The organism is Nocardiopsis sp. N85 (assembly GCF_028882275.1).
In the GTDB taxonomy this organism is placed as follows: Bacteria; Actinomycetota; Actinomycetes; order Streptosporangiales; family Streptosporangiaceae; genus Nocardiopsis; species Nocardiopsis lambiniae.
Genome location: NZ_JARBUT010000003.1, coordinates 326372 through 346688 on the forward strand (window position 1 = coordinate 326372; position 20317 = coordinate 346688).

Annotated in this window: 19 protein-coding genes; 11 read left to right on the forward strand and 8 right to left on the reverse strand. The window is 71.1% G+C overall.

Going from position 1 to position 20317, the window contains the following annotated elements:
• Nucleotides 1-82: 82 nt before the first annotated feature.
• On the forward strand, nt 83-2293 hold the full coding sequence (locus PWG71_RS07230; protein WP_274808749.1) for a S9 family peptidase: 2211 nt from the start codon (nt 83-85) through the stop codon (nt 2291-2293).
• Between the two features lie 225 nt (nt 2294-2518).
• On the opposite strand, the gene PWG71_RS07235 is transcribed toward PWG71_RS07230, so the two are convergent.
• The 3 genes from PWG71_RS07235 to PWG71_RS07245 are packed head-to-tail and all read right to left on the reverse strand — an operon-like array spanning nt 2519 to nt 6055.
• A complete protein-coding gene (locus PWG71_RS07235) occupies nt 2519-2728 on the reverse strand; it encodes a hypothetical protein (protein ID WP_274808750.1) in 210 nt (69 codons plus the stop codon).
• A complete protein-coding gene (locus PWG71_RS07240) occupies nt 2725-4347 on the reverse strand; it encodes a serine/threonine-protein kinase (protein ID WP_274808751.1) in 1623 nt (540 codons plus the stop codon). Before PWG71_RS07240 ends, PWG71_RS07235 begins: the two co-directional genes overlap by 4 nt.
• Before the next feature lie 34 nt (nt 4348-4381).
• A complete protein-coding gene (locus tag PWG71_RS07245) occupies nt 4382-6055 on the reverse strand; it encodes a serine/threonine-protein kinase (RefSeq protein WP_274808753.1) in 1674 nt (557 codons plus the stop codon).
• 137 nt (nt 6056-6192) lie between these two features.
• Here PWG71_RS07245 and PWG71_RS07250 point away from each other — a divergent pair, with 137 nt between their 5' ends.
• The 5 genes from PWG71_RS07250 to PWG71_RS07270 all read left to right on the forward strand — a co-directional run bounded on the left by PWG71_RS07250 (nt 6193) and on the right by PWG71_RS07270 (nt 9197).
• Nucleotides 6193-6567: a DUF3054 domain-containing protein gene (locus PWG71_RS07250; RefSeq protein ID WP_274808754.1), complete on the forward strand. Its 375-nt coding sequence runs from the start codon at nt 6193-6195 to the stop codon at nt 6565-6567.
• Between the two features lie 47 nt (nt 6568-6614).
• Nucleotides 6615-7004, forward strand: a complete 390-nt coding sequence (locus PWG71_RS07255) for a hypothetical protein (protein WP_274808755.1) — start codon at nt 6615-6617, stop codon at nt 7002-7004.
• A 97-nt stretch (nt 7005-7101) separates the two neighbouring features.
• Nucleotides 7102-7785: a TrmH family RNA methyltransferase gene (locus tag PWG71_RS07260; RefSeq protein ID WP_274808756.1), complete on the forward strand. Its 684-nt coding sequence runs from the start codon at nt 7102-7104 to the stop codon at nt 7783-7785.
• 53 nt (nt 7786-7838) lie between these two features.
• Nucleotides 7839-8471 (forward strand): GNAT family N-acetyltransferase, encoded by a 633-nt coding sequence (locus PWG71_RS07265; RefSeq protein WP_274808757.1) that lies wholly within the window; start codon nt 7839-7841, stop codon nt 8469-8471.
• A gap of 84 nt (nt 8472-8555) precedes the next feature.
• Complete coding sequence (locus PWG71_RS07270) at nt 8556-9197, forward strand: GNAT family N-acetyltransferase (RefSeq protein WP_274808758.1); 642 nt, start codon at nt 8556-8558, stop codon at nt 9195-9197.
• Between the two features lie 192 nt (nt 9198-9389).
• Here the strand turns inward: PWG71_RS07270 and PWG71_RS07275 are convergent, their stop codons facing one another.
• Genes PWG71_RS07275 through PWG71_RS07285 form a run of 3 tightly spaced genes read right to left on the reverse strand, consistent with a single transcriptional unit; the run spans nt 9390 to nt 12730 of the window.
• Nucleotides 9390-10136 (reverse strand): succinate dehydrogenase/fumarate reductase iron-sulfur subunit, encoded by a 747-nt coding sequence (locus PWG71_RS07275; protein ID WP_274808759.1) that lies wholly within the window; start codon nt 10134-10136, stop codon nt 9390-9392.
• The gene (locus PWG71_RS07280; RefSeq protein WP_274808760.1) at nt 10133-12079 is read right to left on the reverse strand and encodes a fumarate reductase/succinate dehydrogenase flavoprotein subunit; all 1947 of its coding nucleotides are present in this window, start codon (nt 12077-12079) and stop codon (nt 10133-10135) included. The genes PWG71_RS07275 and PWG71_RS07280 overlap by 4 nt, the downstream gene beginning before the upstream one ends.
• On the reverse strand, nt 12080-12730 hold the full coding sequence (locus PWG71_RS07285; RefSeq protein ID WP_274808761.1) for a succinate dehydrogenase cytochrome b subunit: 651 nt from the start codon (nt 12728-12730) through the stop codon (nt 12080-12082).
• 131 nt (nt 12731-12861) lie between these two features.
• On the opposite strand from PWG71_RS07285, the gene PWG71_RS07290 reads away from it, so the two are divergent.
• The 5 genes from PWG71_RS07290 to PWG71_RS07310 all read left to right on the forward strand — a co-directional run bounded on the left by PWG71_RS07290 (nt 12862) and on the right by PWG71_RS07310 (nt 19213).
• The gene (locus tag PWG71_RS07290; protein WP_274808762.1) at nt 12862-13830 is read left to right on the forward strand and encodes a LysR family transcriptional regulator; all 969 of its coding nucleotides are present in this window, start codon (nt 12862-12864) and stop codon (nt 13828-13830) included.
• 283 nt (nt 13831-14113) lie between these two features.
• Complete coding sequence (locus PWG71_RS07295) at nt 14114-14938, forward strand: hypothetical protein (RefSeq protein WP_274808763.1); 825 nt, start codon at nt 14114-14116, stop codon at nt 14936-14938.
• A 35-nt stretch (nt 14939-14973) separates the two neighbouring features.
• Nucleotides 14974-16905, forward strand: coding sequence for a fumarate reductase/succinate dehydrogenase flavoprotein subunit (locus PWG71_RS07300; RefSeq protein ID WP_274808764.1), 1932 nt, complete (start codon nt 14974-14976; stop codon nt 16903-16905).
• Nucleotides 16902-17687 carry a succinate dehydrogenase/fumarate reductase iron-sulfur subunit gene (locus tag PWG71_RS07305; RefSeq protein WP_274808765.1) on the forward strand — a complete coding sequence of 262 codons (786 nt, stop codon included), beginning with the start codon at nt 16902-16904 and terminating at the stop codon, nt 17685-17687. Before PWG71_RS07300 ends, PWG71_RS07305 begins: the two co-directional genes overlap by 4 nt.
• A gap of 383 nt (nt 17688-18070) precedes the next feature.
• A complete protein-coding gene (locus tag PWG71_RS07310; protein WP_274808766.1) occupies nt 18071-19213 on the forward strand; it encodes a DNA alkylation repair protein in 1143 nt (380 codons plus the stop codon).
• A 7-nt stretch (nt 19214-19220) separates the two neighbouring features.
• Here PWG71_RS07310 and PWG71_RS07315 read toward each other — a convergent pair whose 3' ends face one another.
• Together PWG71_RS07315 and PWG71_RS07320 are read right to left on the reverse strand one after the other, a co-directional pair.
• Nucleotides 19221-19571 (reverse strand): hypothetical protein, encoded by a 351-nt coding sequence (locus PWG71_RS07315; RefSeq protein ID WP_274808767.1) that lies wholly within the window; start codon nt 19569-19571, stop codon nt 19221-19223.
• Between the two features lie 86 nt (nt 19572-19657).
• Nucleotides 19658-20293: an MBL fold metallo-hydrolase gene (locus PWG71_RS07320; protein ID WP_274808768.1), complete on the reverse strand. Its 636-nt coding sequence runs from the start codon at nt 20291-20293 to the stop codon at nt 19658-19660.
• Nucleotides 20294-20317: the final 24 nt, after the last annotated feature.

A 20317-nucleotide genomic window follows, 5' to 3' on the forward strand; every position in this document is an offset into this window, starting at 1 on the left:
GAACGGCCGACCGGGGCGTGCCGCCGGGGCGACCGTCCACAGGGGCCGAGCGGGAAACGGGGATGTGGGCCACAATCGGCACATGAGCTTTCCTCGCCAACAGGCCCGTACCCAACGCTTCACCATCGGCGTCCCGCGCTCCTTCGAGGTGTCCCCGGACGGTCGGCGTGTCGCCTTCCTGAGAGGGCGCGACGGCATCGACACCGCCACGTGCCTGTGGGTGCACGAGGTGGAGGGGGGCGCCGAACGTGTGGTCGCGGACCCGCGCGCGCTCGGCGCCGACGACGAGAACCTGCCGCCCGAGGAGCGGGCGCGCCGGGAGCGGCTGCGCGAGAGCGGCGGCGGCATCGTGTCCTACACGGTGGACCGGGCGTTCACCCGGGCCGTGTTCACCCTGTCCGGTCGGCTGTTCTACGTCGACCTGGTGGGCGATCACGCCGAGCCGCGCGAGCTGCCCGCCACCGCGCCGGTGGTCGACCCGCGGATCAGCCCGGCCGGCGACAGGGTCGCCTACGTCAGCGGTGGGGCGCTGCGGGTCATCGACATCGCCGACGCCGAGCCCGACCACGGCGACCGGGTGCTCGTCTCCCCCGACGGGGAGAACGTCACCTGGGGTCTGGCGGACTTCGTCGCCGCCGAGGAGATGGGCCGCTACCGAGGTTTCTGGTGGGCCCCCGACGGCTCGGCGCTGCTGGCCGCCAGGGTCGACGAGTCCCCGGTGACCCGTTGGTACGTGGACGACCCGGCCGCCCCGGAACAGGAGCCCACGACGCTGCGCTACCCGGCGGCCGGCACCGACAACTCCGAGGTGCGGCTGGCCGTCCTGACGGTCGTCTCCTCGGGGGACTTCGCGCGTGCGGGCGCCCCCGACCCGGTGTGGGTCGAGTGGGACCGGGAGGCGCTGCCGTACCTGGCGACGGCCGGGTGGACCGGCGGGCCGGACGGCTCGCCGACGGTGATCTTCACGGCCCAGAGCCGTGACCAGCGGACCCTCACCCTGTTCGGCGCGGACCCGGTGACCGGCCTCGCCATGGAGACGCGGACCGAGACCGACGACGTGTGGGTCGAGCTGATGCCGGGCGTGCCCGCCCACACCGACAAGGGCGAACTCGTGTGGATCGGCCGTGAGGGCGGCACCGGTGAGCGTCGGGTGTTCGTGGGCGACCGCGCGATCGGCCCCGCCGACGTGTACGTGCGCGGCGTGGTGGACGTGGACGGCGACCGCGTCCTGTACTCCGGTTCGCCCGCCGGGGATCCCGGTGACATCTCCCTGTGGCTGGCCGACCTCGGCACCGGGCTGACCGCCCCGATCGAACTGCCCGGGCACGGCTGCTCCAAGTCCGCCGACGCGGGCGCGCACAGCGGACTGCGGTCGGGTCGGCTGCGCGGCGACACCCTGGTCGCGCAGCACCGGTCGATGGACTTCCCCGGGGTGCGCACCCTCCTGCTGCGCAACGCGAGCACCGAGACCCGGCGCACGCACGCGGACATCGAGAGCTTCGCCGAGACGCCGGAGCTGCCCGAGCCGCGCGTGGAGTTCTGGCGGGCGGGCGAGCGGGGCATCCCGTGCGCGCTGGTGCTGCCGTCCTGGTACCGGGAGGACCTGCGCCCCCTGCCGGTCCTCATGGCGCCCTACGGCGGCCCGCACGCCCAGCGGGTGCTCAACGCGCGGGGCGCGTTCCTGAGCGCCCAGTGGTACGCGGAGCAGGGGTTCGCGGTGCTCATCGCCGACGGCCGGGGCACCCCGGGCATCGGTGTGGAGTGGGAGCAGGAGATCCACCTGGACCTGGCCACGGGGGTGCTGGAGGACCAGGTGACCGCGCTGCGGGACGCGGCGGAGCGCTTCGGCTTCCTGGACACCTCACGGGTGGGCGTCCACGGGTGGTCGTTCGGCGGCTACCTGTCGGCGCTGGCGGTGCTGCGCCGCCCGGACGTGTTCCACGCGGCGGTGGCGGGCGCGCCGGTGGTCGACTGGCGGTTGTACGACACCCACTACACCGAGCGCTACCTGGGCCTGCCGCAGGACGACCCGGGGGTGTACGAGCGCAGTTCGCTGCTGGAGGACGCGGCCAAGCTGGAGCGGCCGCTGATGCTGATCCACGGCCTGTCCGACGACAACGTGGTGTTCGCGCACACCCAGCGGATGTCCTCGGCGCTGCTGGCGGCGGGGCGCGGTCACACGGTGCTGCCGCTGTCGGGGGTGACCCACTCCCCGTCGGACCCGACGGTGGCGGAGAACCTGATGCTGCTCCAGGTGGAGTTCCTCAAGGACGCCCTGCGCGGCGAGGGGTGACCGGCCCGGTGCCGCGCCCTCCGCGGGCGCGGCGCCGGGATCACCACCGGGTCGTGTTCGGTGGACGCCCTCGCCGGTTCGACGCTCGCGTCGGTCGGTGTCAGCGGTCTCCTGGGGATCTCTCGCACGACGACCGGCGCGGGTCGGTCCGGTGCCGGCCGTCCGGGCGCGGGAGGCGGGAAGCGGACCGGCGGTCGCGAACCGGAGGAATCCGCCGAACACGGTTCAGGGCGAGCCCTCCTCGCGCGAGGCGGCGATCTCGGACTCGTCGGGCACCGGGATCTCCACCGGGCCGTCGAAGTCGATGAACGCGATCCGCTCGTACTCGGCGTCCTCCTCCCATTCACCGAAGCGGGTGTAGGACTGGAAGTGCTGCGGGTACCCGGTCTCGTCCACCCACAGGTCGAAGGTCCCGTCGAAGACCCCGGCGTTCACTGTGACGGGGACGGTGCCCGTGTAGTGGTGACCGGTCCGACGGGCCAGGTCGTACGCGTCCAGGAACTCCGGGGGTAGTCCTCGTAGGGGGTCGGCGTCATCCCCTGGTAGGTGACGGCGTCGGCGTCGCCGAGCAGTTCCCGGAGCGGTTCCAGCGAGGCCGCCCAGTCCGCGCGGGGATCGCGGACGTCCTCTTCCGGGACCGGTCGGTAGTAGTCGCCCTCGACCAGGCCGGTCAGGTTGGAGTCGATGCGGGCCAGCACGTCATCGGGGCCCTCGCCGATCTGGAGGACGGTGAAGATGGCCGGGCCGGCGTACACGACCTCCTTCATCAGGGGTTCGGGCTCCTCGGTGTACCACAGGGTCAGGTCGGAGGAGTCGGAGGCCGTCTCGGCGCTCCGCCGCACGTGATGGACGATGAAACTCGACGCGTCCTCGGCCGAGGCCACGGCCTCGCCGATCACGGCCGCCGCGTCCTGCGGGTCGCCGTCCACGGCGGGCCCTCCGGGGTCGGTCGCCTCCGGGGAGGCGGTGGCCTCCGGAGCCGTACCGGGATCCTCCGCCCCGGCGTCCGGACCGACCACGAACCACGTACCGATGACGGCCGCCGCCGTTGCGGCCGCGCCGGCGGCGAGGAGGGGTACCCGCGGGGAGCGTCGGATCCGGCGCGGGGCGGCCGCGGTCATCCCCCGCCACTCGGTGGCGAGCATCGCGGGCACCACACGGGTGGGGTCGGTCTCCGGGGGAGCCCCGACCCGGGTGGCGCTCCACGCCCCGGTCACCTCGGCGAGGGCCTCTGCCGCGGTGGGGCGGACCGCGGGGTCCTTGGCCAGGGCACGACGCACCGTGTACAGGATCTCGTCCGGCACACCGGTGAGGTCGGGTTCCTCGGTGCGGGTCCGGTGGATCACCGCCTCCACCGGCCCACCCGCGAAGGGGTCGCGTCCGGTGGCCGCGAACGCCACGAGGCAGCCCCACGCGAACACATCGGAGCGATCGGTGGCCTCCACCCGGGCGTACTGTTCGGGCGCCATCCACCCGGGAGTGCCGAACAGGCCGCCGGTGCGGGTCAGCGCGGTGGCGTCGGTCGCCCGGGCGATGCCGAAGTCCAGCACCCTGGGGCCGTCGGGCGCCAGGATCACGTTGCCGGGCTTGAGGTCGCGGTGCACGATGCCCGCCGCGTGGATCGCCGTGAGGGCCTCGGCCAGGCCCGCCGCCAGGGAGATCGCCATCCCGCCGGTGAGGGGCCCGTTCTTCTTGACGTGCGCGCGCAGGGTGCCCCCCGGCACGTACTCGGCGGCCATCCACGGTGCCTCGGCGTCGGTGTCGGCGCCGAGGAAACCCGCGGTGCAGGTGGCCCGGACCCGGGAGACCAGGGAGACCTCACGGGCGAACCTCGCCCGGAAGTCGGGGTCGGCCGCGTAGTGCGGGTGGACCACCTTGACCGCGGCGCAGGCCCCGGACGGGTCGATCCCGGCGTAGACGGCGCCCATTCCGCCCGCGCCGATACGGCCGACCACACGGTAGGGACCGATGTGGTCCGGATCCGTGGCCGTGGGAGGGGACACGCCCGCCGGCAGCCGGTCTGCGTCGAAGGGGCGGGGGGAGGTCGGGTTCACCTGGGTCCTCTCTCGTCGAAACGGGGCGCGGAGGTCAGACGACATAGGCGCAGCTGTTCACGGGCACGCCGTCGGTGGGGGTGGCGTCGTGGCGGCCGAGGTCCGGGTGACCCGGGTAGGGATCGTGGTTCCCCGGTCCGGGAGAGCCGTGGCAGAACCCCCCGGGCTGGTCCAGAGGGGCCCGGCGGTTCTCGTCGAGGGCGGCCTCGGGCAGGTAGTACACGACACCCGGAGGGGAACCGAAGAAGGTCACGGAGAACTCCTCCGTGGGGTCCTCCGGGTCCAGTTCCGCGAGGACTCCCGGGCTGGTGGAGCGTCGGAGGTCGAGGTACTCGTGATCGGGCTCGATGGCCTGGACCCAGGCGAAGTCCTGGCTGTGCAGCCGCAGGGAGCCGAAGTCCGGGAGGTACTCCACACGGACGTCGACCCGGAGGGTGCCGCTGTGCTGGCTCGAACCGGTGAAGGTGACGCGGAGCTGCTCCACGGCCTCGCGGCCCTCGGGCGCCACGAGGGAGCGCACGACGACGGGTTCGGTGTCCGAGGCGGGCTCGATGACCACGGTGCCGTTCTCGTAGAGGTCGTGGTACTCCTCGGGGACCTCCGCCAGGGCGGCGGTGTCCGTCGCCGGCGCGTCCCCGCCGTCGGACGGCGGCACCTCTCCGCCGTGGGACGGCGGCGGGGTGTCGTCCAAGGGCAGAAGGGTCGAGCCGGCGCCCGCGGCGACGGCCAGGGCCGTGCCGACCGCGGCCAGGGTGAGGACGCGGCCGTGGCGGCGCCTCCAGGGGCGGCGGGGCGGGGCGACCCGCAGCCAGGCCTCCGGATCCGTGTTCTCCGGGAGGAACGCGCCGGCCCAGGGGGTCACGGCGACCGGCAGGGCGCCGACCGTCTCGGCCGCCGTGGGACGCCGGCCGGGGTCCTTGTCCAACGCGTGGGCCAGGAGCGGTCGGAGCGCGTCGGGGACCCCTTCGAGGGACGGCGGCGCCGAGAGGATGCGGCCGGCGACGACGTCGGCGGTACCGACGCCGAAGGGGCCCCTGCCGGTGGCGGCGAACACCACCAGGCAGGCCCAGGCGAACATGTCGGAGCGATCGGTGGCGGACAGTCCTCGGTACTGTTCGGGCGCGATCCACCCCGGGGTGCCCACCAGGCCGCCGGTACGGGTCAGCGCGGTCTCCTCCGCCGCGCGGGCGATCCCGAAGTCGAGGACCTTGGGTCCGTCGGGCGACAGGATGACGTTGCCGGGTTTGAGGTCGCGGTGCACCACCCCGGCCGCGTGGATCGCGGCGAGCGCCTCGGCGGTGACCCGGGCGAAGTCGGCCGGGGCGATCCCGGTCAGGGGTCCCGCCGCCCGAACGTGCGCCTCCAGGGTGGGACCCGGCACGTACTCGGTGGCCAGCCAGGGGACGTCGGCGCGGGTGTCGGCGTCCAGGAAGCGCGGAACCCCCGGCACCCGGATGCGGCGTACCAGCTTCACCTCGCGGGCGAAGCGGATCCGGAAGTCCTCGTCGGCGGCGTACATCGGGTGGACGCGCTTGAGCGCCACCCGGCGGTCGTGGTCGTCCAGGGCCGCGTAGACCGTGCCCATGCCGCCCGTACCGAGGCGGCCGATGATGCGCAGGGCCCCGACGACGCGGGGGTCGCCCGCCGCGAGGGGGGTGACCCCGGCGGGCGTGGAATCGTTCTCCCGGCGGGGAGGGGGGAGGTTCACGGGGACGCTGATCCTCGTTCGTCTTCGAGTGGGGGATGGAGGTCACCTTCCGTGACCGCCACTTACGATACCGATCGCCCCGAAAAGGTTTCCGGGGGCGTCGGTGGGTCCGGTGGGGGCCGCCGTAACCTGGGCCCATGCGTTCGTATGCGGTTCCGTCGGCCCTGCTCGCCGACCTGGTGTGCGTTCTGGTGTTCGTCGTGGTCGGCAAGAGCGACCACGGTACGGGTACCGCGGTGGGGGCGGTGCTGACGACCGCGTGGCCGTTCCTGGCCGGCGCCCTGCTGGGGTGGGCGTCCTCCCGGGCCTGGCGCTCCCCCGCCGCGTTGTGGCCGACGGGCGTGTCGGTGTGGGCGATCACCGTGGTCGGGGGGATGGTGGCGCGGCGGATCGTGGGCGAGGGGACGCCCCTGTCGTTCGTGATCGTCACCTCGCTGTTCCTGGCCGCGACGATGCTGGGGTGGCGGGCGATCGCGCTCGTCGTGACGAAGGGGCGACAGACCGCCTCCTGATCGGCGACACTGGGAACGTTCGCGCCCACCCCCGGAGGGACATCCCCATGGCCGATCCCGTCACCATCGCACTGGCCACCGCGCTCGTCACCGGCGCCGCCGCCAAGATCTCCGAGCACGCCGGCGAAACGGTCGTCGAGGGGTTGAAGAGGTTGCAGCGGGCCGTCTTCAAACGGTTCCGCGGTGACGCCGCCGCCCAGGAGGCCCTGGACGAGGCGCGCGTCGACAGCGACGACCCCGCCGCGATCGAGGCGGTCGCCGAACACCTGGAGCGGGCCGCGGCCGAGGACCCGGAGATCGGTTCCCTCGTGCGCGAACTGCGCGCCCAGGTCTCGCAGCGGAGCGAGGGGTCGGTGAGCAATCGGGTCACCGGTGGTGTGAGCGGAAACGCTCGGGTCTTCCAGGGAGGGAACGTCCAGGGGGAGATCCGCTTGTAGGGCGTGTTCGACGGATGCCTTCGTTCGGTTCGGCGCTCGCGCCGCGAGGCGGAACGATCCGTCGAACACGCCCTAGGGGATACCTAAGCTGGGAGCGATGAACGAGAACCCCGACAGCACCCTTGGTGAGGACGATGAGGCGCGCGAGGTCGGCGTCGGCCCCTGGACGGGGCCCTGGCCCCAGGGCGACCACTACGACCCCGAACTGCTGGCGGTCGGCGACCGGCGCAACGTCGTCGACCGCTATCGCTACTGGCGACGGGAGGCGATCGTCGCCGACCTCGACACCGTCCGGCACCCCTTCCACGTCGCGGTGGAGAACTGGTCCCACGACTTCAACATCGGTTCGGTGGTGCGCACCGCCAACGCCTTCGGGTGCGCGGCCGTGCACATCGTGGGGCGGCGCCGGTGGAACCGGCGGGGGGCGATGGTCACCGACCGCTACCAGCACGTGCACCACCACCCGGACACCGCGTCGCTGGTGGAGTGGGCGGCCGAACGCGATCTGCCGCTGATCGGCATCGACAACCTGCCCGGCGCGGTGCCGCTGGAGACCCATCCCCTCCCGCGCGAAGCGGTACTGGTGTTCGGTCAGGAGGGTCCGGGGCTGTCGGAGGAGGTCCGCTCCGTGTGCCGGGCGGTGCTGTCGATCGCCCAGTTCGGGTCCACCCGGTCGATCAACGCGGGAGCGGCCGCGGCGATCGCCATGCACGCCTGGGTGCGGGCGCACGTGTTCGACCAGAGGGTGCCGGAAACGGCCATGCCCCAGAAACTCTCGTGATGAATTCGTGATCTACCATGGCCGGTAAAGGCCCCCTATTGGAGAGTCAACGGATGACTTCGACTGTGACCACCACCGCCCGATCCGCGACCGTGAACGACGTGCCCGGGGTGGCGCGCGTGTTGAGCCGCGCCCTGCACGAGGACCCGCTCTTCCAGTGGCTGTTCCCCGACAGTGAGCAGCGGATGGCCAAGACCAGACGGTTCCTGGCCCTGACCGCCGGGTTCGGCTACGTGCCCGTCGGTGACACCCGTGTCGTCGAGGTGGCCGAGGACGACACCGCGCCGGTGATCCGCGGCGCGGCCCTGTGGGCCCCGTACACGACCAACCCCGAGGGCCGGCTGGTGTCGCTGCGGATGTGGCCGCACTGGGGGCAGCTGCTCGGACGCTCCCGGGTGTCCGGTTTCATCCGGGTCTTCGCGGAGTGGAAGATGGCCGCGCCCCAGGAACCCCACCTGTACCTGGCCGCGTTGGGCGTCGACCCGGCGATGGCGGGCACCGGGTTGGCGGGGTCGCTGCTCACCGACGGCCTGGACCGGGCCGACTCCGAGGGGCAGCCGGTCTTCACCCAGACCCTCAACGAGAAGAGCGTGGGTTTCTACGAGCGGTTCGGCTTCCAGGTGACCGGCGAGGCCGTCGCCCCCGAGGTGGGGACCAGCTGGTTCCTGCGACGCGACCCCTCCTGACGCCTACCCGGGGCCGGGCGCGCGGCCCCGCTCGTGATCTCTCCGTGACCTGGCATGGGGGTGCCGACGGAGAGGGGCGCCACCATGACCACCACACTCACGCGTACGGTGCGGCCCGCGACCATGGGCGACCCGCCGGGGGTGGCGCGCGTCCTGGGCCGCGCCTTCCGCGAGGATCCGCTGTTCCGGTGGATGTTCCCCGACGACATGCGGCGCATCGCGCGGACGACCCGGGCGAGCGCCCTCATGGCGGGCTTCTCGTACGTCCCTCTGGGGTACTCCGCCGTCGTCGAGGCCCATGAGGACGCCGCACGCGGGCCGGTGATCCGGGGCGTGGCGCTGTGGTCGGCCCCGGACGGGAGCGCCGAGGGGACGAAGGACGCCCTGCGCGCCCTGCCGCACTGGTTGGGTCTCCTCGGGCCGCGCCGATTCGCCCGGACGATGCACTACTTCTCCGCGCTCAAGGCGCACGTCCCCCACGAACCCCACTGGTACCTGTCGATGTTGGGCGCCGATCCGGCGGTGCCCGGCAGCGGTGCCGGAACGCTGTTGCTGCGCGCGGGCCTGGAGCGGGCCGGTACCGGCCGCGTGCCGGTGTTCCTGGAAACGATGAACCCGGCCGACCTCGGCTACTACGCGCGGTTCGGCTTCGAGGTGACCGCTACCGTGGCCGAGCCGGACACCCCGGTCACCCACCTCCTGGTCCGCCCGCCCGCCCCGGCCTGACGGCCGTGCATCACCGTCCGCGGACGATGACCTCCCGGCATGGGTCCGTCCGGTGTCCGACACCACCCGGCCCTCCACGGCGCGGTGGTGGACGCCGGTGAGATCGCCGGGCGGTCGCGCGGGTCGCCGGGGCGGGCATGGGAAAGGGGCCGCGCCCCGAAGGGACGCGACCCCGGTACCTCGTGGGAGGGGTCAGCCGACGCCCTTGGCGAGAGAACCCAGCAGGTCGCGGTTGAGCTGCGAGATGGTGTCCAGCGGGATGCCCTTGGGGCAGACCGCCGCGCACTCACCGATGTTGGTGCAGCCGCCGAAGTCCTCTTCGTCGTGCTGGTTGATCATGTTGACCACGCGCGAGGCCCGCTCCGGCTGCCCCTGCGGGAGCATGCCGAGGTGGGTGACCTTGGCGGCGGTGAACAGCATGCCGGAGGCGTTCGGGCAGGCCGCCACGCAGGCGCCGCAGCCGATGCAGGTCGCGGCGTCGAACGCGCGGTCGGCGTCCGGCTTCGGGATCGGGTTGGCGTGGGCGTCCGGCGCGGTACCCGTCGGGGCGCTGATGTAGCCGCCCGCCTGAATGATCCGGTCGAAGGAGCCCCGGTCGACGACCAGGTCCTTGAGGACCGGGAACGCCTTGGCCCGCCACGGCTCCACGGTGATGGTGTCGCCGTCCTTGAAGCTGCGCATGTGCAGCTGGCAGGTGGTGGTGACCTCCGGACCGTGGGCCTCCCCGTCGATCACGACGCCACAGGCACCGCAGATGCCCTCACGGCAGTCGTGGTCGAACGCGACCGGGTCCTCGTTCTCCAGGGTGAGCTTCTCGTTGAGAACGTCGAGCATCTCCAGGAAGGACATGTCCGGGGAGACGTCCGTGAGCTTGTAGGTGACCAACCGGCCCTGGTCGTCCCGGCCCTTCTGGCGCCATACGCGCAGAGTGATGTTCACTTGTAGCTCCGCTGCTTCATCTCGACGTACTCGTACTCCAGGTCTTCCTTGCGGAGCACGGGCTTGTTGCCATCGCCACCGAACTCCCAGGCCGCGACGTAGGCGAACTCGTCGTCGTGACGCAGCGCCTCACCGTCCTCGGTCTGGCTCTCGGCGCGGAAGTGGCCACCGCAGGACTCCCGGCGGTGCAGGGCGTCGATGCACATGAGTTCGCCCAGCTCCAGGAAGTCGGCGACGCGGCCGGCCTTCTCCAGGGCCTGGTTCAGCTCGTCGTTGACGCCGAGCACCTTGACGTCGCGCCAGAACTCCTCGCGCAGGTTGCGGATGAGCTCGATGGCCTTGGTGAGGCCCTCTTCGCTGCGCTCCATGCCGCAGTACTCCCACATGATGTTGCCGAGCTCCTTGTGGAAGGAGTCGACGGTGCGGGAGCCCTGGAGGGACAGGAACGTGTCGATCCGGGAGGTGACCTGCTCCTTGGCCGCGACGGCCTCGGGGTGCGACTCGTCGATCTTCTCGAACGGGCCGTTCGCCAGGTAGTCGTTGATGGTGTTGGGCAGGACGAAGTAACCGTCGGCCAGACCCTGCATCAGCGCGCTGGCGCCCAGGCGGTTGGCGCCGTGGTCGGAGAAGTTGGCCTCACCGGTCACGAACAGGCCCGGAATGGTGCTCTGGAGGTCGTAGTCGACCCACAGACCGCCCATGGTGTAGTGGACGGCCGGGTAGATGCGCATCGGAACCTCGTACGGGTTCTCGCCGGTGATGCGCTGGTACATGTCGAACAGGTTGCCGTACTTGGCCTCGACGGTGGACCGCCCCATGCGCTGGATCGCGTCGGCGAAGTCCAGGTACACGCCCAGGCCGCCGGGGCCGACGCCACGGCCCTCGTCACAGACGTTCTTGGCGGCGCGGGAGGCGATGTCACGCGGCACCAGGTTGCCGAAGGACGGGTAGATGCGCTCCAGGTAGTAGTCGCGCTCGTCCTCGGGGATCCGGCGGGGATCGCGGGTGTCGCCGTGCTGCTTGGGCACCCAGATGCGGCCGTCGTTGCGGAGCGACTCGCTCATCAGGGTCAGCTTGGACTGGTAGTCGCCGCTGACCGGGATGCAGGTGGGGTGGATCTGCGTGTAGCAGGGGTTCGCGAAGAGCGCGCCCTTGCGGTGCGCCCGCCAGGTGGCGGTGACGTTGCAGCCCATCGCGTTCGTCGACAGGAAGAACACGTTGCCGTAGCCACCGGAGGCCAGCACGACGGCGTCGGCGAAGTGCGTCTCGATCTCACCGGTGACCATGTCGCGGGCGATGATGCCGCGGGCCTTGCCGTCCACCACGATGAGTTCGAGCATCTCGTGGCGGGTGTTCATCTTGACGGTGCCGGCCGCGATCTGCCGCTCCAGCGCCTGGTAGGCGCCGATGAGCAGCTGCTGGCCCGTCTGGCCGCGGGCGTAGAAGGTACGGGAGACCTGCACACCGCCGAAGGAGCGGTTGTCGAGCAGGCCGCCGTACTCGCGGGCGAACGGGACGCCCTGGGCCACGCACTGGTCGATGATCTCGACGCTGGTCTGGGCCAGACGGTAGACGTTCGACTCGCGGGAGCGGAAGTCGCCGCCCTTGACGGTGTCGTAGAACAGCCGGTAGATGCTGTCGCCGTCGTTGCGGTAGTTCTTGGCGGCGTTGATGCCGCCCTGCGCGGCGATGGAGTGCGCGCGGCGCGGGCTGTCCTGGTAACAGAACGAGGTGACGTTGTAGCCGGCCTCGCCCAGGGTCGCGGCCGCGGAGGCACCGGCCAGGCCGGTGCCGACGATGAGCACGGAGAGCTTGCGCCGGTTCGCGGGGTTGACCAGCTTGGCCGAGAAACGGCGCTTGTCCCAGCGCTCGTTGATCGGCCCCTCCGGGGCCTTCTCGTCCCGGATCGGCTCTCCGACGACGAAGTAGTCGGTGTCAGACAATTAACTCACCAGTCCAAAGGTGACCGCCAGAGGCGGGAGCAGGAAGCCGATGGTCACGATCAGGGCGAGGGCCACGGCCACCGCGTTGATCTTGCCCTGGCGGGAGGCCTTGTTCACGCCGAGCGTGGCCATGGCACTCCAGATGCCGTGCCGCAGGTGGAAGCCCACGGCGATCACGGCCGCGACGTAGAACAGGGTCACGTACCAGAATTCGGGCTGGAACCCGTTCACGAGCCGCTCGTAGGGGCTGTCGGACTTGCCTCCGGGCGCGATGGCGTTGACGGTCAGGTGCAGGATGTGGAAGACGACGAAGAGCGCGATGAGAACGCCGCCGTACCGCATGGTGTAGGAGGCGTAGGAGCGCTGGACGCGCTTCTTCACCTGGTAGCGGTTCTGTCGGGCGCGCGCGGCACGCCTCCACAGGATCACCACCGCGTAGATGTGGATCAGGACGCTCGTCAGCAGAACGATGCGCGCGATCCACAGGAAACCCTGTTCCGGAAGGATCGGGTATCCGAGTTCGCGGAGACCGTGCGCATAGCCGTCGAACGCGGCCTGGCCCGAGAAGACCTTCAGGTTGCCGTACATGTGCGCGATCAAATACAGCACGAGGATCGCACCGGTGACAGCCATCGCTGATTTGAGTGCCACCGTGGACCCGTAGGCCGTAGACCGCTTCTTGGTCAAGGTACTGTTCGCCACAGCCTGTCACTTTAAATTCGAGTTAAGTCCGACGTCTAAGGCATCGGGACTCTGGTCTCCATAGCCGTAGGCTATGACTCATGCAGTTTCAACAGCTCGCCTACTTCGTCGCCGTCGCCCGTACGCGCCATTTCACCCGCGCAGCCGAGCTTTCACGCGTCGCCCAGCCGAGCTTGAGCAAACAGATCCGGAGCCTTGAGAAGGAGTTGGGCGCGCCGTTATTCAGTCGTGCCCGGGGAAATATCACACTCACGCCGGCCGGCGAGGCGCTGTTACCGCTGGCCCAGCGCATCCTGACGGATCTGGAGACGGCCCGGCGCGAGGTGGCCGAATTGGCGGGGATCCGCCGGGGGCGGGTCCGGTTGGGGGCCACCCCCTCGCTGTGCGCCGGGCTGCTGGCGGACGTGCTCGCCGACTTCCACGCGCGTCACCCCGGGATCGAGCTGAACGTCGAGGAGAGCGGGTCGCGCGACCTCATCCGCGACCTGGGGCGGGGTGAGCTGGACCTGGCCCTGATCATCCTGCCGCTGCACAGCAGCGACCCGGACTTCTCGACCACCCCGATCCTGCGGGAGAACCTGGTGGTGGCCAGTCCGATGTCGAGGCCCTCACCCAACGGGCGGGCGTCGATCCGGATCACCGAGCTGCGGGACCGGCCGCTGGTGATGTTCCGGCGGGGGTACGACGTGCGCGAGGCGACGCTGCGGGCCTGCCGGGCGGCGGGGTTCGAGCCTCGGCTGGCGGTGGAGGGCGGAGAGATGGACGCCGTGCTGCGCTTCGTGGAGGCGGGCCTGGGCCTGGCGGTGGTGCCGAGCATGGTGCTCAAGAACCGTCCGGGCCTGCGGGGGACACCGTTGGCCCGGCCCCGGCTGCTGCGCACGGTGGCGCTGGCGCGCCGCAAGGACGTGGACCCCTCCCACTCGGCGGACGCCTTCCGGCGGCACCTCAACGAGTACCTGCTGGGGATGTCGGCGGAGGAGCTGGGGCCGGACCTGGAAGTGCTCATCTCCGACCCGGACGCGGGTGGCCGCGAAAAGGACGAGGATTGACTCCCGCCACTTCCGTCACTTCTTTAACGGAAGTCACAAACATCCCATACCCTCCTTTTCTTTTTGTTCTCACCACACGAGCACACAAAAAATAGAAAAAGAGTGGCGCATTTCACATCCATTTCCCCGGGGTTTCGTGGAGCCTGAGATGTGACCGTCATCACAGCCACCTAACGTGGCGTGACAGAGCGGTTCCCTTCCGGCCACAGCGGCCGGCCGGCACTCAGGAGAACGCCATGGTGGGACGCGGCCACCCGCGCCCCGTCCGGGCACTCCACAGGAGGTGGAGACGACGGTGACCCCGCCCGAAGGCGCGCCCCCCGCACGCGCCCGGATACGCATCCCAGAGCGCACCCTGCGCACCGACCGTTGGTGGCTCGGCCCCCTGTTCACCACATTGGGCCTGGCCACCTTCGTCGTCTACGCGACCCTGCGCGTCTTCCAACAGGACCATTACTGGGTCCAGGAGCACCACTACCTGACCCCGTTCTACTCACCGTGTCTGGCGGCCCAGTGCGCGCCCGACGCCGCCCTGCTCGGGCGGCTGCCGGTGGAGTTCCCACCGCTGGTCCCCTACGCCCTGCTCAGCCTGCCGTTCCTGCTGCTGTTCCGGCTGACCTGCTACTACTACCGCAAGGCCTACTACCGCTCGATCTGGCAGGCGCCCACCGCGTGCGCCGTCCGGGAGCCGCACCGGTCGTACACCGGTGAGACCCGGCCGCTGATGCTCCCCCAGAACGGGCACCGCTACTTCTTCTACGTCGCCTTCGTCATCACCCTGATCAACACGTGGGACATGTTCGTGCCCTTCCTCCACGGCACGAACGGCGGCTTCGGCGTCGGTCTGGGCAACGTCATCATGCTCCTCAACGTGCTCATGCTGTGGGGCTACACGCTCAGCTGCCATTCCTGCCGGCACATCATGGGCGGCCGTCTGCGCGCCTTCGGTCGCCACCCGGTCCGCTATCGGCTGTGGACCGGCGTCTCCCGGCTCAACGACCGGCACATGCACTTCGGCTGGGCCAGCATCGCCACCCTCATCGCCACCGACGCCTACATCGCGCTCGTGTCGAGCGGTGTCATCACCGATCCGCGCTTCTTCAACTGACCTCTGGGCACGAGGCCGACCCGGAAAGGCACACGATGGCTCCTTCGAGAGCACCCGACTTCACCCGGCACACCTATGACGTGGTGGTGATCGGGGCGGGCGGCGCCGGGCTGCGCGCCGCCATCGCCGCCCGCGAACAGGGCATGCGCACCGCCGTCATCTCCAAGTCGCTGTTCGGCAAGGCGCACACGGTGATGGCCGAGGGCGGCGCCGCGGCCGCGCTCGGCAACGCCAACCCCGCCGACGAGTGGCGGGTGCACTTCCGTGACACCGTGCGCGGCGGAAAATTCCTCAACGATCCCCGCATGGCCGAGCTGCACGCGCGCGAGGCCCCCGAGCGCATCCTGGAGCTGGAGTACTGGGGCGCGCTGTTCGACCGGACCGCCGACGGCCGGATCAGCCAGCGCAACTTCGGCGGGCACGAGTATCCCCGGCTCGCACACGTGGGCGACCGGACCGGGCTGGAGATGATCCGGACCCTTCAGCAGCGGATCGTGGCGCTCCAGCAGGCCGACGCCGCCGAACTCGGCGATCCCGACGCGAGGCTGCGGGTCTTCCCCGAGACCGCGATCACCGAACTGCTCGTGCACGAGGGCGCGGTGACCGGGGCGTTCGGCTACCGCCGCGAGGACGGCGGCTTCGTGGTGTTCGAGGCGCCCGCGGTCGTACTGGCCACCGGCGGTATCGGGAAGATGTTCCGCACCACCTCCAACTCCTGGGAGTACACCGGCGACGGCCACGCGCTGGCGCTCCGGGCGGGGGCGTCGCTCATCAACATGGAGTTCGTGCAGTTCCACCCCACCGGCATGGTCTGGCCGCCGTCGGTGCGGGGCATCCTCGTCACCGAGTCGGTGCGCGGCGACGGCGGAGTGCTGCGCAACGCCGACGGGAAGCGGTTCATGTTCGACTACGTGCCGGACGTGTTCCGCGCCCAGTACGCGGAGACCGAGGCGGAGGCCGACGGCTGGTACGACGACCCGGCGCACCACCGCAGGCCCCCCGAGCTGCTCCCCCGCGACGAGGTGGCACGGGCGATCAACAGCGAGGTCAAGGCCGGCCGGGGGTCACCGCACGGCGGTGTGTTCCTGGACGTGTCGACGCGGTTGCCCGCCGAGGAGATCCGCCGACGGCTGCCCTCGATGCACCACCAGTTCAAGGAGCTGGCGGACGTCGACATCACCGCCGAGGCCATGGAGGTGGGTCCCACCTGCCACTACGTGATGGGCGGGGTGCGGGTGGACGCCGAGACCGCCGCCACCGACGTGCCCGGTCTGTTCGCGGCCGGCGAGGTGGCGGGCGGCATGCACGGGTCCAACCGGTTGGGCGGCAACTCGCTGTCGGACCTGTTGGTGTTCGGCCGCCGGGCCGGACTGGGCGCGGCGGAGTACACGGCGGGCACGGGCGGCCGCCGGATTCCCTACGAGGCCGTGGAGCCGAAGGCTCGCGAGGCCGCCGAGCACGCGTTGGCCTCCCTCAAACAGGGCACCGGCGAGAACCCGTACACGCTCCACTCCGATCTCCAGGACACCATGAACGACCTGGTCGGGATCATCCGGCGAGGTCCGGAACTCACGGAGGCGCTGGAGCGGCTGTCCCGTCTGGAGGAGCGGTCCACCGGGCTGAGCGCGCCCGGGGACCGGGTGTACAACCCGGGCTGGCACCTGGCGATGTCCCTGCCCAACATGCTCGTGGTGTCCCGGGCCATCGCGGCGGCGGCGCTGGAGCGCGAGGAGTCGCGCGGCGGGCACACCCGCAACGACTTCCCCGAGATGTCGGCGCGGTGGCGTCGGCTCAACCTGGAGGTACGGGTCGACGGCCCCGGCGGTGTGACGGTGGGCCGGCGGCCGGTCCCCGACATCCCCCCGGAGCTGTTGGCGCTGTTCGATCCCGACGAGTTGGCGAAGTACCTGACCAAGGAGGAGCTGCCCGAGACGGCGGCCGACGCGGACGAGGAGGAGCGGGCATGAGCGAGCGGGTGTTCCGGGTCTGGCGCGGCGCGGACGAGGGGGACCTGACCGAGTACCGGGTCGAGGTCAACGAGGGCGAGGTGGTGCTGGACGTGCTGCACCGTCTCCAGGCCACGCAGACCCCGGACCTGGCGGTGCGGTGGAACTGCAAGGCGGGCAAGTGCGGGTCGTGCTCGGTGGAGATCAACGGCGTGCCCCGCTTGTCGTGCATGACGCGGATGAGCGTGTTCGCCGAGGACGAGGTCGTCACGGTGACGCCGATGCGCACGTTCCCGGTGATCCGGGACCTGGTGTGCGACGTGTCGTTCAACTACGACAAGGCACGGGAGATCCCGTCGTTCACACCGGACCCGGCGACGTCGCCGGGCGACTTCCGCATGGCTCAGGTCGATGTGGAGCGGTCGCAGGAGTTCCGCAAGTGCATCGAATGCTTCCTGTGCAACAACGTGTGCCATGTGATCCGTGATCACGAAGAGAACAAGGAGCACTTCTCGGGTCCGCGCTTCCTGATGCGGGTGGCCGAACTGGAGATGCATCCGGAGGACACCGCCGACCGGCGTGCGATCGCCCAGGACGAGTTCGGGCTGGGCTACTGCAACATCACCAAATGCTGCACGGAGGTGTGCCCGGAGGGCATCCGCATCACCGACAACGCGCTCATCCCCATGAAGGAGCGCGTCGCCGACCGCAAGTACGACCCGTTGGTGTGGCTGGGGTCCAAGATCGGCGTCCGACCGAAGGACACCCCGATCGTCCCCAACGTCCGCCACCCCCGGGAGTGATCACGGGCCGGGGGGAGTGTGCGGTCCCCTCCCCTCGGCCGGCTCATCACGCCCGTGCCCCCGGATCCGCGCCGGGCGGCACGGGCGCGCGTCGGTGAGAGGCCCGCCCGGAACGGCCGACCGCGCCCCGGGGTGCGGGAACCGAACCCCGGGGCGGACACGCGGGGCGGACACGGAAGCCGAACCCGGGACGGACACGCGGGCCGGGCGCGGAGGCCGGGCGCCCACCGTTCACCGGAGGACGGGGCGGATGAGGAGTGATGCGCCCGGATGGTCCCGAAGTGAAGGAGATGCCCTTTCATCCGCTTGATGGCGAATCTCGACTTTTCCCGGGCGGAGCGGCACACTGTGCTCCCTCGAACGGCGGGTGAGGGCGGGCAACGATGACGGACGACCACAGCCTCAAACGGCACATCGACGGTGAGGCCGCGCGGCTGTTGGGCAAGGCGATCCGGGAGCGGTACCCCGACTTCGACGTGGAGGGCTACGCCGCCGAGGTGGACGCCCGGGTCGGCCCCCTGGAGCTCAAGGACCGGGTGATGGTGATGGCCGAGAGCCTGCGCGCCCGGTTGCCCGCGTCCTACCCCGACGCGGTCGCCGTGCTCGTGGCCTCGCTGGGCGAAGGACTGGTGGAGGGCGGCGGGATGTACGGCCAGGGGTTCCACCTGATGGCCGTGGCCCGGTTCGTGGAGGAGTACGGGGTCGCCCACCCCGAGGCGTCACTGCCCGCTCTGGTGGAGATCACCCGGCGGCACACCTCCGAGTTCGCGGTGCGCCCCTTCCTCGTGCACCACCGGGAGGCGACCCTGGCGCTCATGCGGGCCTGCGCCCTGGACCCGGATCCGAACGTGCGCCGGTTCGCCGGCGAGGGGGTGCGTCCCCGGCTGCCGTGGGCGCGGCGGATGACGGAATTCGTCACCGACCCCGGCCCCGTGCTGGAGATCCTGGAGTCGCTGCGCAACGACCCGTCCGCCTACGTGCGCACCTCGGTCGCCAACAACCTCAACGACGTCTCGCGCGATCACCCCGACCGGGTCCTGGACCTGGCCGAGCGGTGGCTGCGGGAGAGCCCCACCCCGGAGACCGCGTGGACCGTCCGGCACGCACTGCGCACCCTGGTCAAGAAGGGCGACCAGAGGGCCTTGGCGTTGCTGGGCGCGACCGGTGGCGAACACGTGCGGGCCGAGGCGATGGGGGTCTCCCCCGCCGCGCTCGATCTCGGGGAGACCCTGACCGTGCGGGTGGACCTGGTCAACGCCGACGACCGCCCGCACACGGTCATCGTGGACTACCGGGTCCACTACGTGCGGGCCGACGGCACCCGCCGCCCCAAGGTGTTCAAATGGACGACCGTGGAGCTGTGCGCGGGCGAGCGGCGGACGCTGGAGAAGCGCCACCGGGTGCGGCCGATCAGCACCCGTGTGCATCACCCCGGGGAGCACCTGGTGGAGGTACAGGTCAACGGTGTCATCAAGGGCGCGGTCCCGTTCGAGCTGCGGGTCCGACCCGCCGGTGAGCGGCCCTGATCGCGGTTCACCGCCGTCCCCCGGCCGGTCGGGTACCCGCGTCGGCCGAGGGGCGCATGTCCAGTCGGTGCACCCCGGCGGGGCCATCGGGGTCCCAGCCGTCGGCGAGTGCGGCCCGGACCGCCTCGGCGACCTGGGCGGGGGTGATGGGCTCCGCGTCCACGATCTCGCAGGACGGACAGCAGGGCGCGGTCGGCCCCCGGTCCCCCAGGGTGACCGAGATCAGACGGCCGGGAGCGCTCTCGCGTTCGACCGCGAAGGTGAGCGGTCCGCCCGCCGTTCGACGGGAGCGGTGCCGCCAGCGGTAGGCGACTCCGTCGACGACGATCCCGCGGGTGCCCTTCCCCGGCATGGTCATCGAGGGCCTCGTTCTCTCGGGGATGGAACGGGCACCACGGTAGGGGCCTCCGTCGCGGGCGCGCCACGGGTTTTCCCGGGCCGGGCTCAGAATCCGCGTGACGCCCAGTCGTCCAGGTGCGCGACGGCCTCGCCGACGGAGGTCGAGTCGCCGTGACCGGGGTGCACGACCGTCTCCTCGGGCAGGACCGTGAGGTGACCGCGGATCGAGGCGATGATGGTCGGGAAGTCCGAGAGCGGCTGACCGGTGGCACCGGGACCGTCCGGGAAGAGCGTGTCACCGCTGAACACCGCGTTGATGGCGGGCGCGTAGAGGCACACCCCGCCCGGGGTGTGCCCGGGGGTGTGCAGGATCCGCAGTTCGAGGCCGCCCACCTGGAGGACCTCACCGTGCAGCAGGGGGGCGTCCGGCTCCTGGTCGGGGTAGACCCGATGCCAGAGGTCGGCGTCGTCGGGGTGCAGGAGGATCGGGCTGTCGGTGAGTTCGGCCAGTGCCACGGCGGCGTTGATGTGGTCGCCGTGTCCGTGGGTGCACACGATCGCCATGAGTTCGCGATCGCCCAGCCCGCGGGCGATGGCACGGTGGTCGTGGGCCGCGTCGATGACGATCGCGTTCTCCTCGTCACCGACGATCCACACGTTGTTCTCGACCACGGACTCGACCCCCTCCAGGCTGAGGAGTCCGGAGGTGCGCAGCCGCACGACGGAGTAAGGGTCGCTCATCGAAGGCTCCACCGCCTGACGTCG

Bases quoted from the DNA above. Each gene is read 5' to 3' on its own strand.
- PWG71_RS07310 (WP_274808766.1), top strand. From the start codon at position 18,071: ATGACGGACGACCACAGCCTCAAACGGCACATCGACGGTGAGGCCGCG.
- PWG71_RS07305 (WP_274808765.1), top strand. From the start codon at position 16,902: ATGAGCGAGCGGGTGTTCCGGGTCTGGCGCGGCGCGGACGAGGGGGAC.
- PWG71_RS07255 (WP_274808755.1), top strand. From the start codon at position 6,615: ATGGCCGATCCCGTCACCATCGCACTGGCCACCGCGCTCGTCACCGGC.
- PWG71_RS07315 (WP_274808767.1), bottom strand. From the start codon at position 19,571: ATGACCATGCCGGGGAAGGGCACCCGCGGGATCGTCGTCGACGGAGTC.
- PWG71_RS07320 (WP_274808768.1), bottom strand. From the start codon at position 20,293: ATGAGCGACCCTTACTCCGTCGTGCGGCTGCGCACCTCCGGACTCCTC.
- PWG71_RS07250 (WP_274808754.1), top strand. From the start codon at position 6,193: ATGCGTTCGTATGCGGTTCCGTCGGCCCTGCTCGCCGACCTGGTGTGC.
- PWG71_RS07270 (WP_274808758.1), top strand. From the start codon at position 8,556: ATGACCACCACACTCACGCGTACGGTGCGGCCCGCGACCATGGGCGAC.
- PWG71_RS07300 (WP_274808764.1), top strand. From the start codon at position 14,974: ATGGCTCCTTCGAGAGCACCCGACTTCACCCGGCACACCTATGACGTG.
- PWG71_RS07260 (WP_274808756.1), top strand. From the start codon at position 7,102: ATGAACGAGAACCCCGACAGCACCCTTGGTGAGGACGATGAGGCGCGC.
- PWG71_RS07265 (WP_274808757.1), top strand. From the start codon at position 7,839: ATGACTTCGACTGTGACCACCACCGCCCGATCCGCGACCGTGAACGAC.
- PWG71_RS07230 (WP_274808749.1), top strand. From the start codon at position 83: ATGAGCTTTCCTCGCCAACAGGCCCGTACCCAACGCTTCACCATCGGC.
- PWG71_RS07290 (WP_274808762.1), top strand. From the start codon at position 12,862: ATGCAGTTTCAACAGCTCGCCTACTTCGTCGCCGTCGCCCGTACGCGC.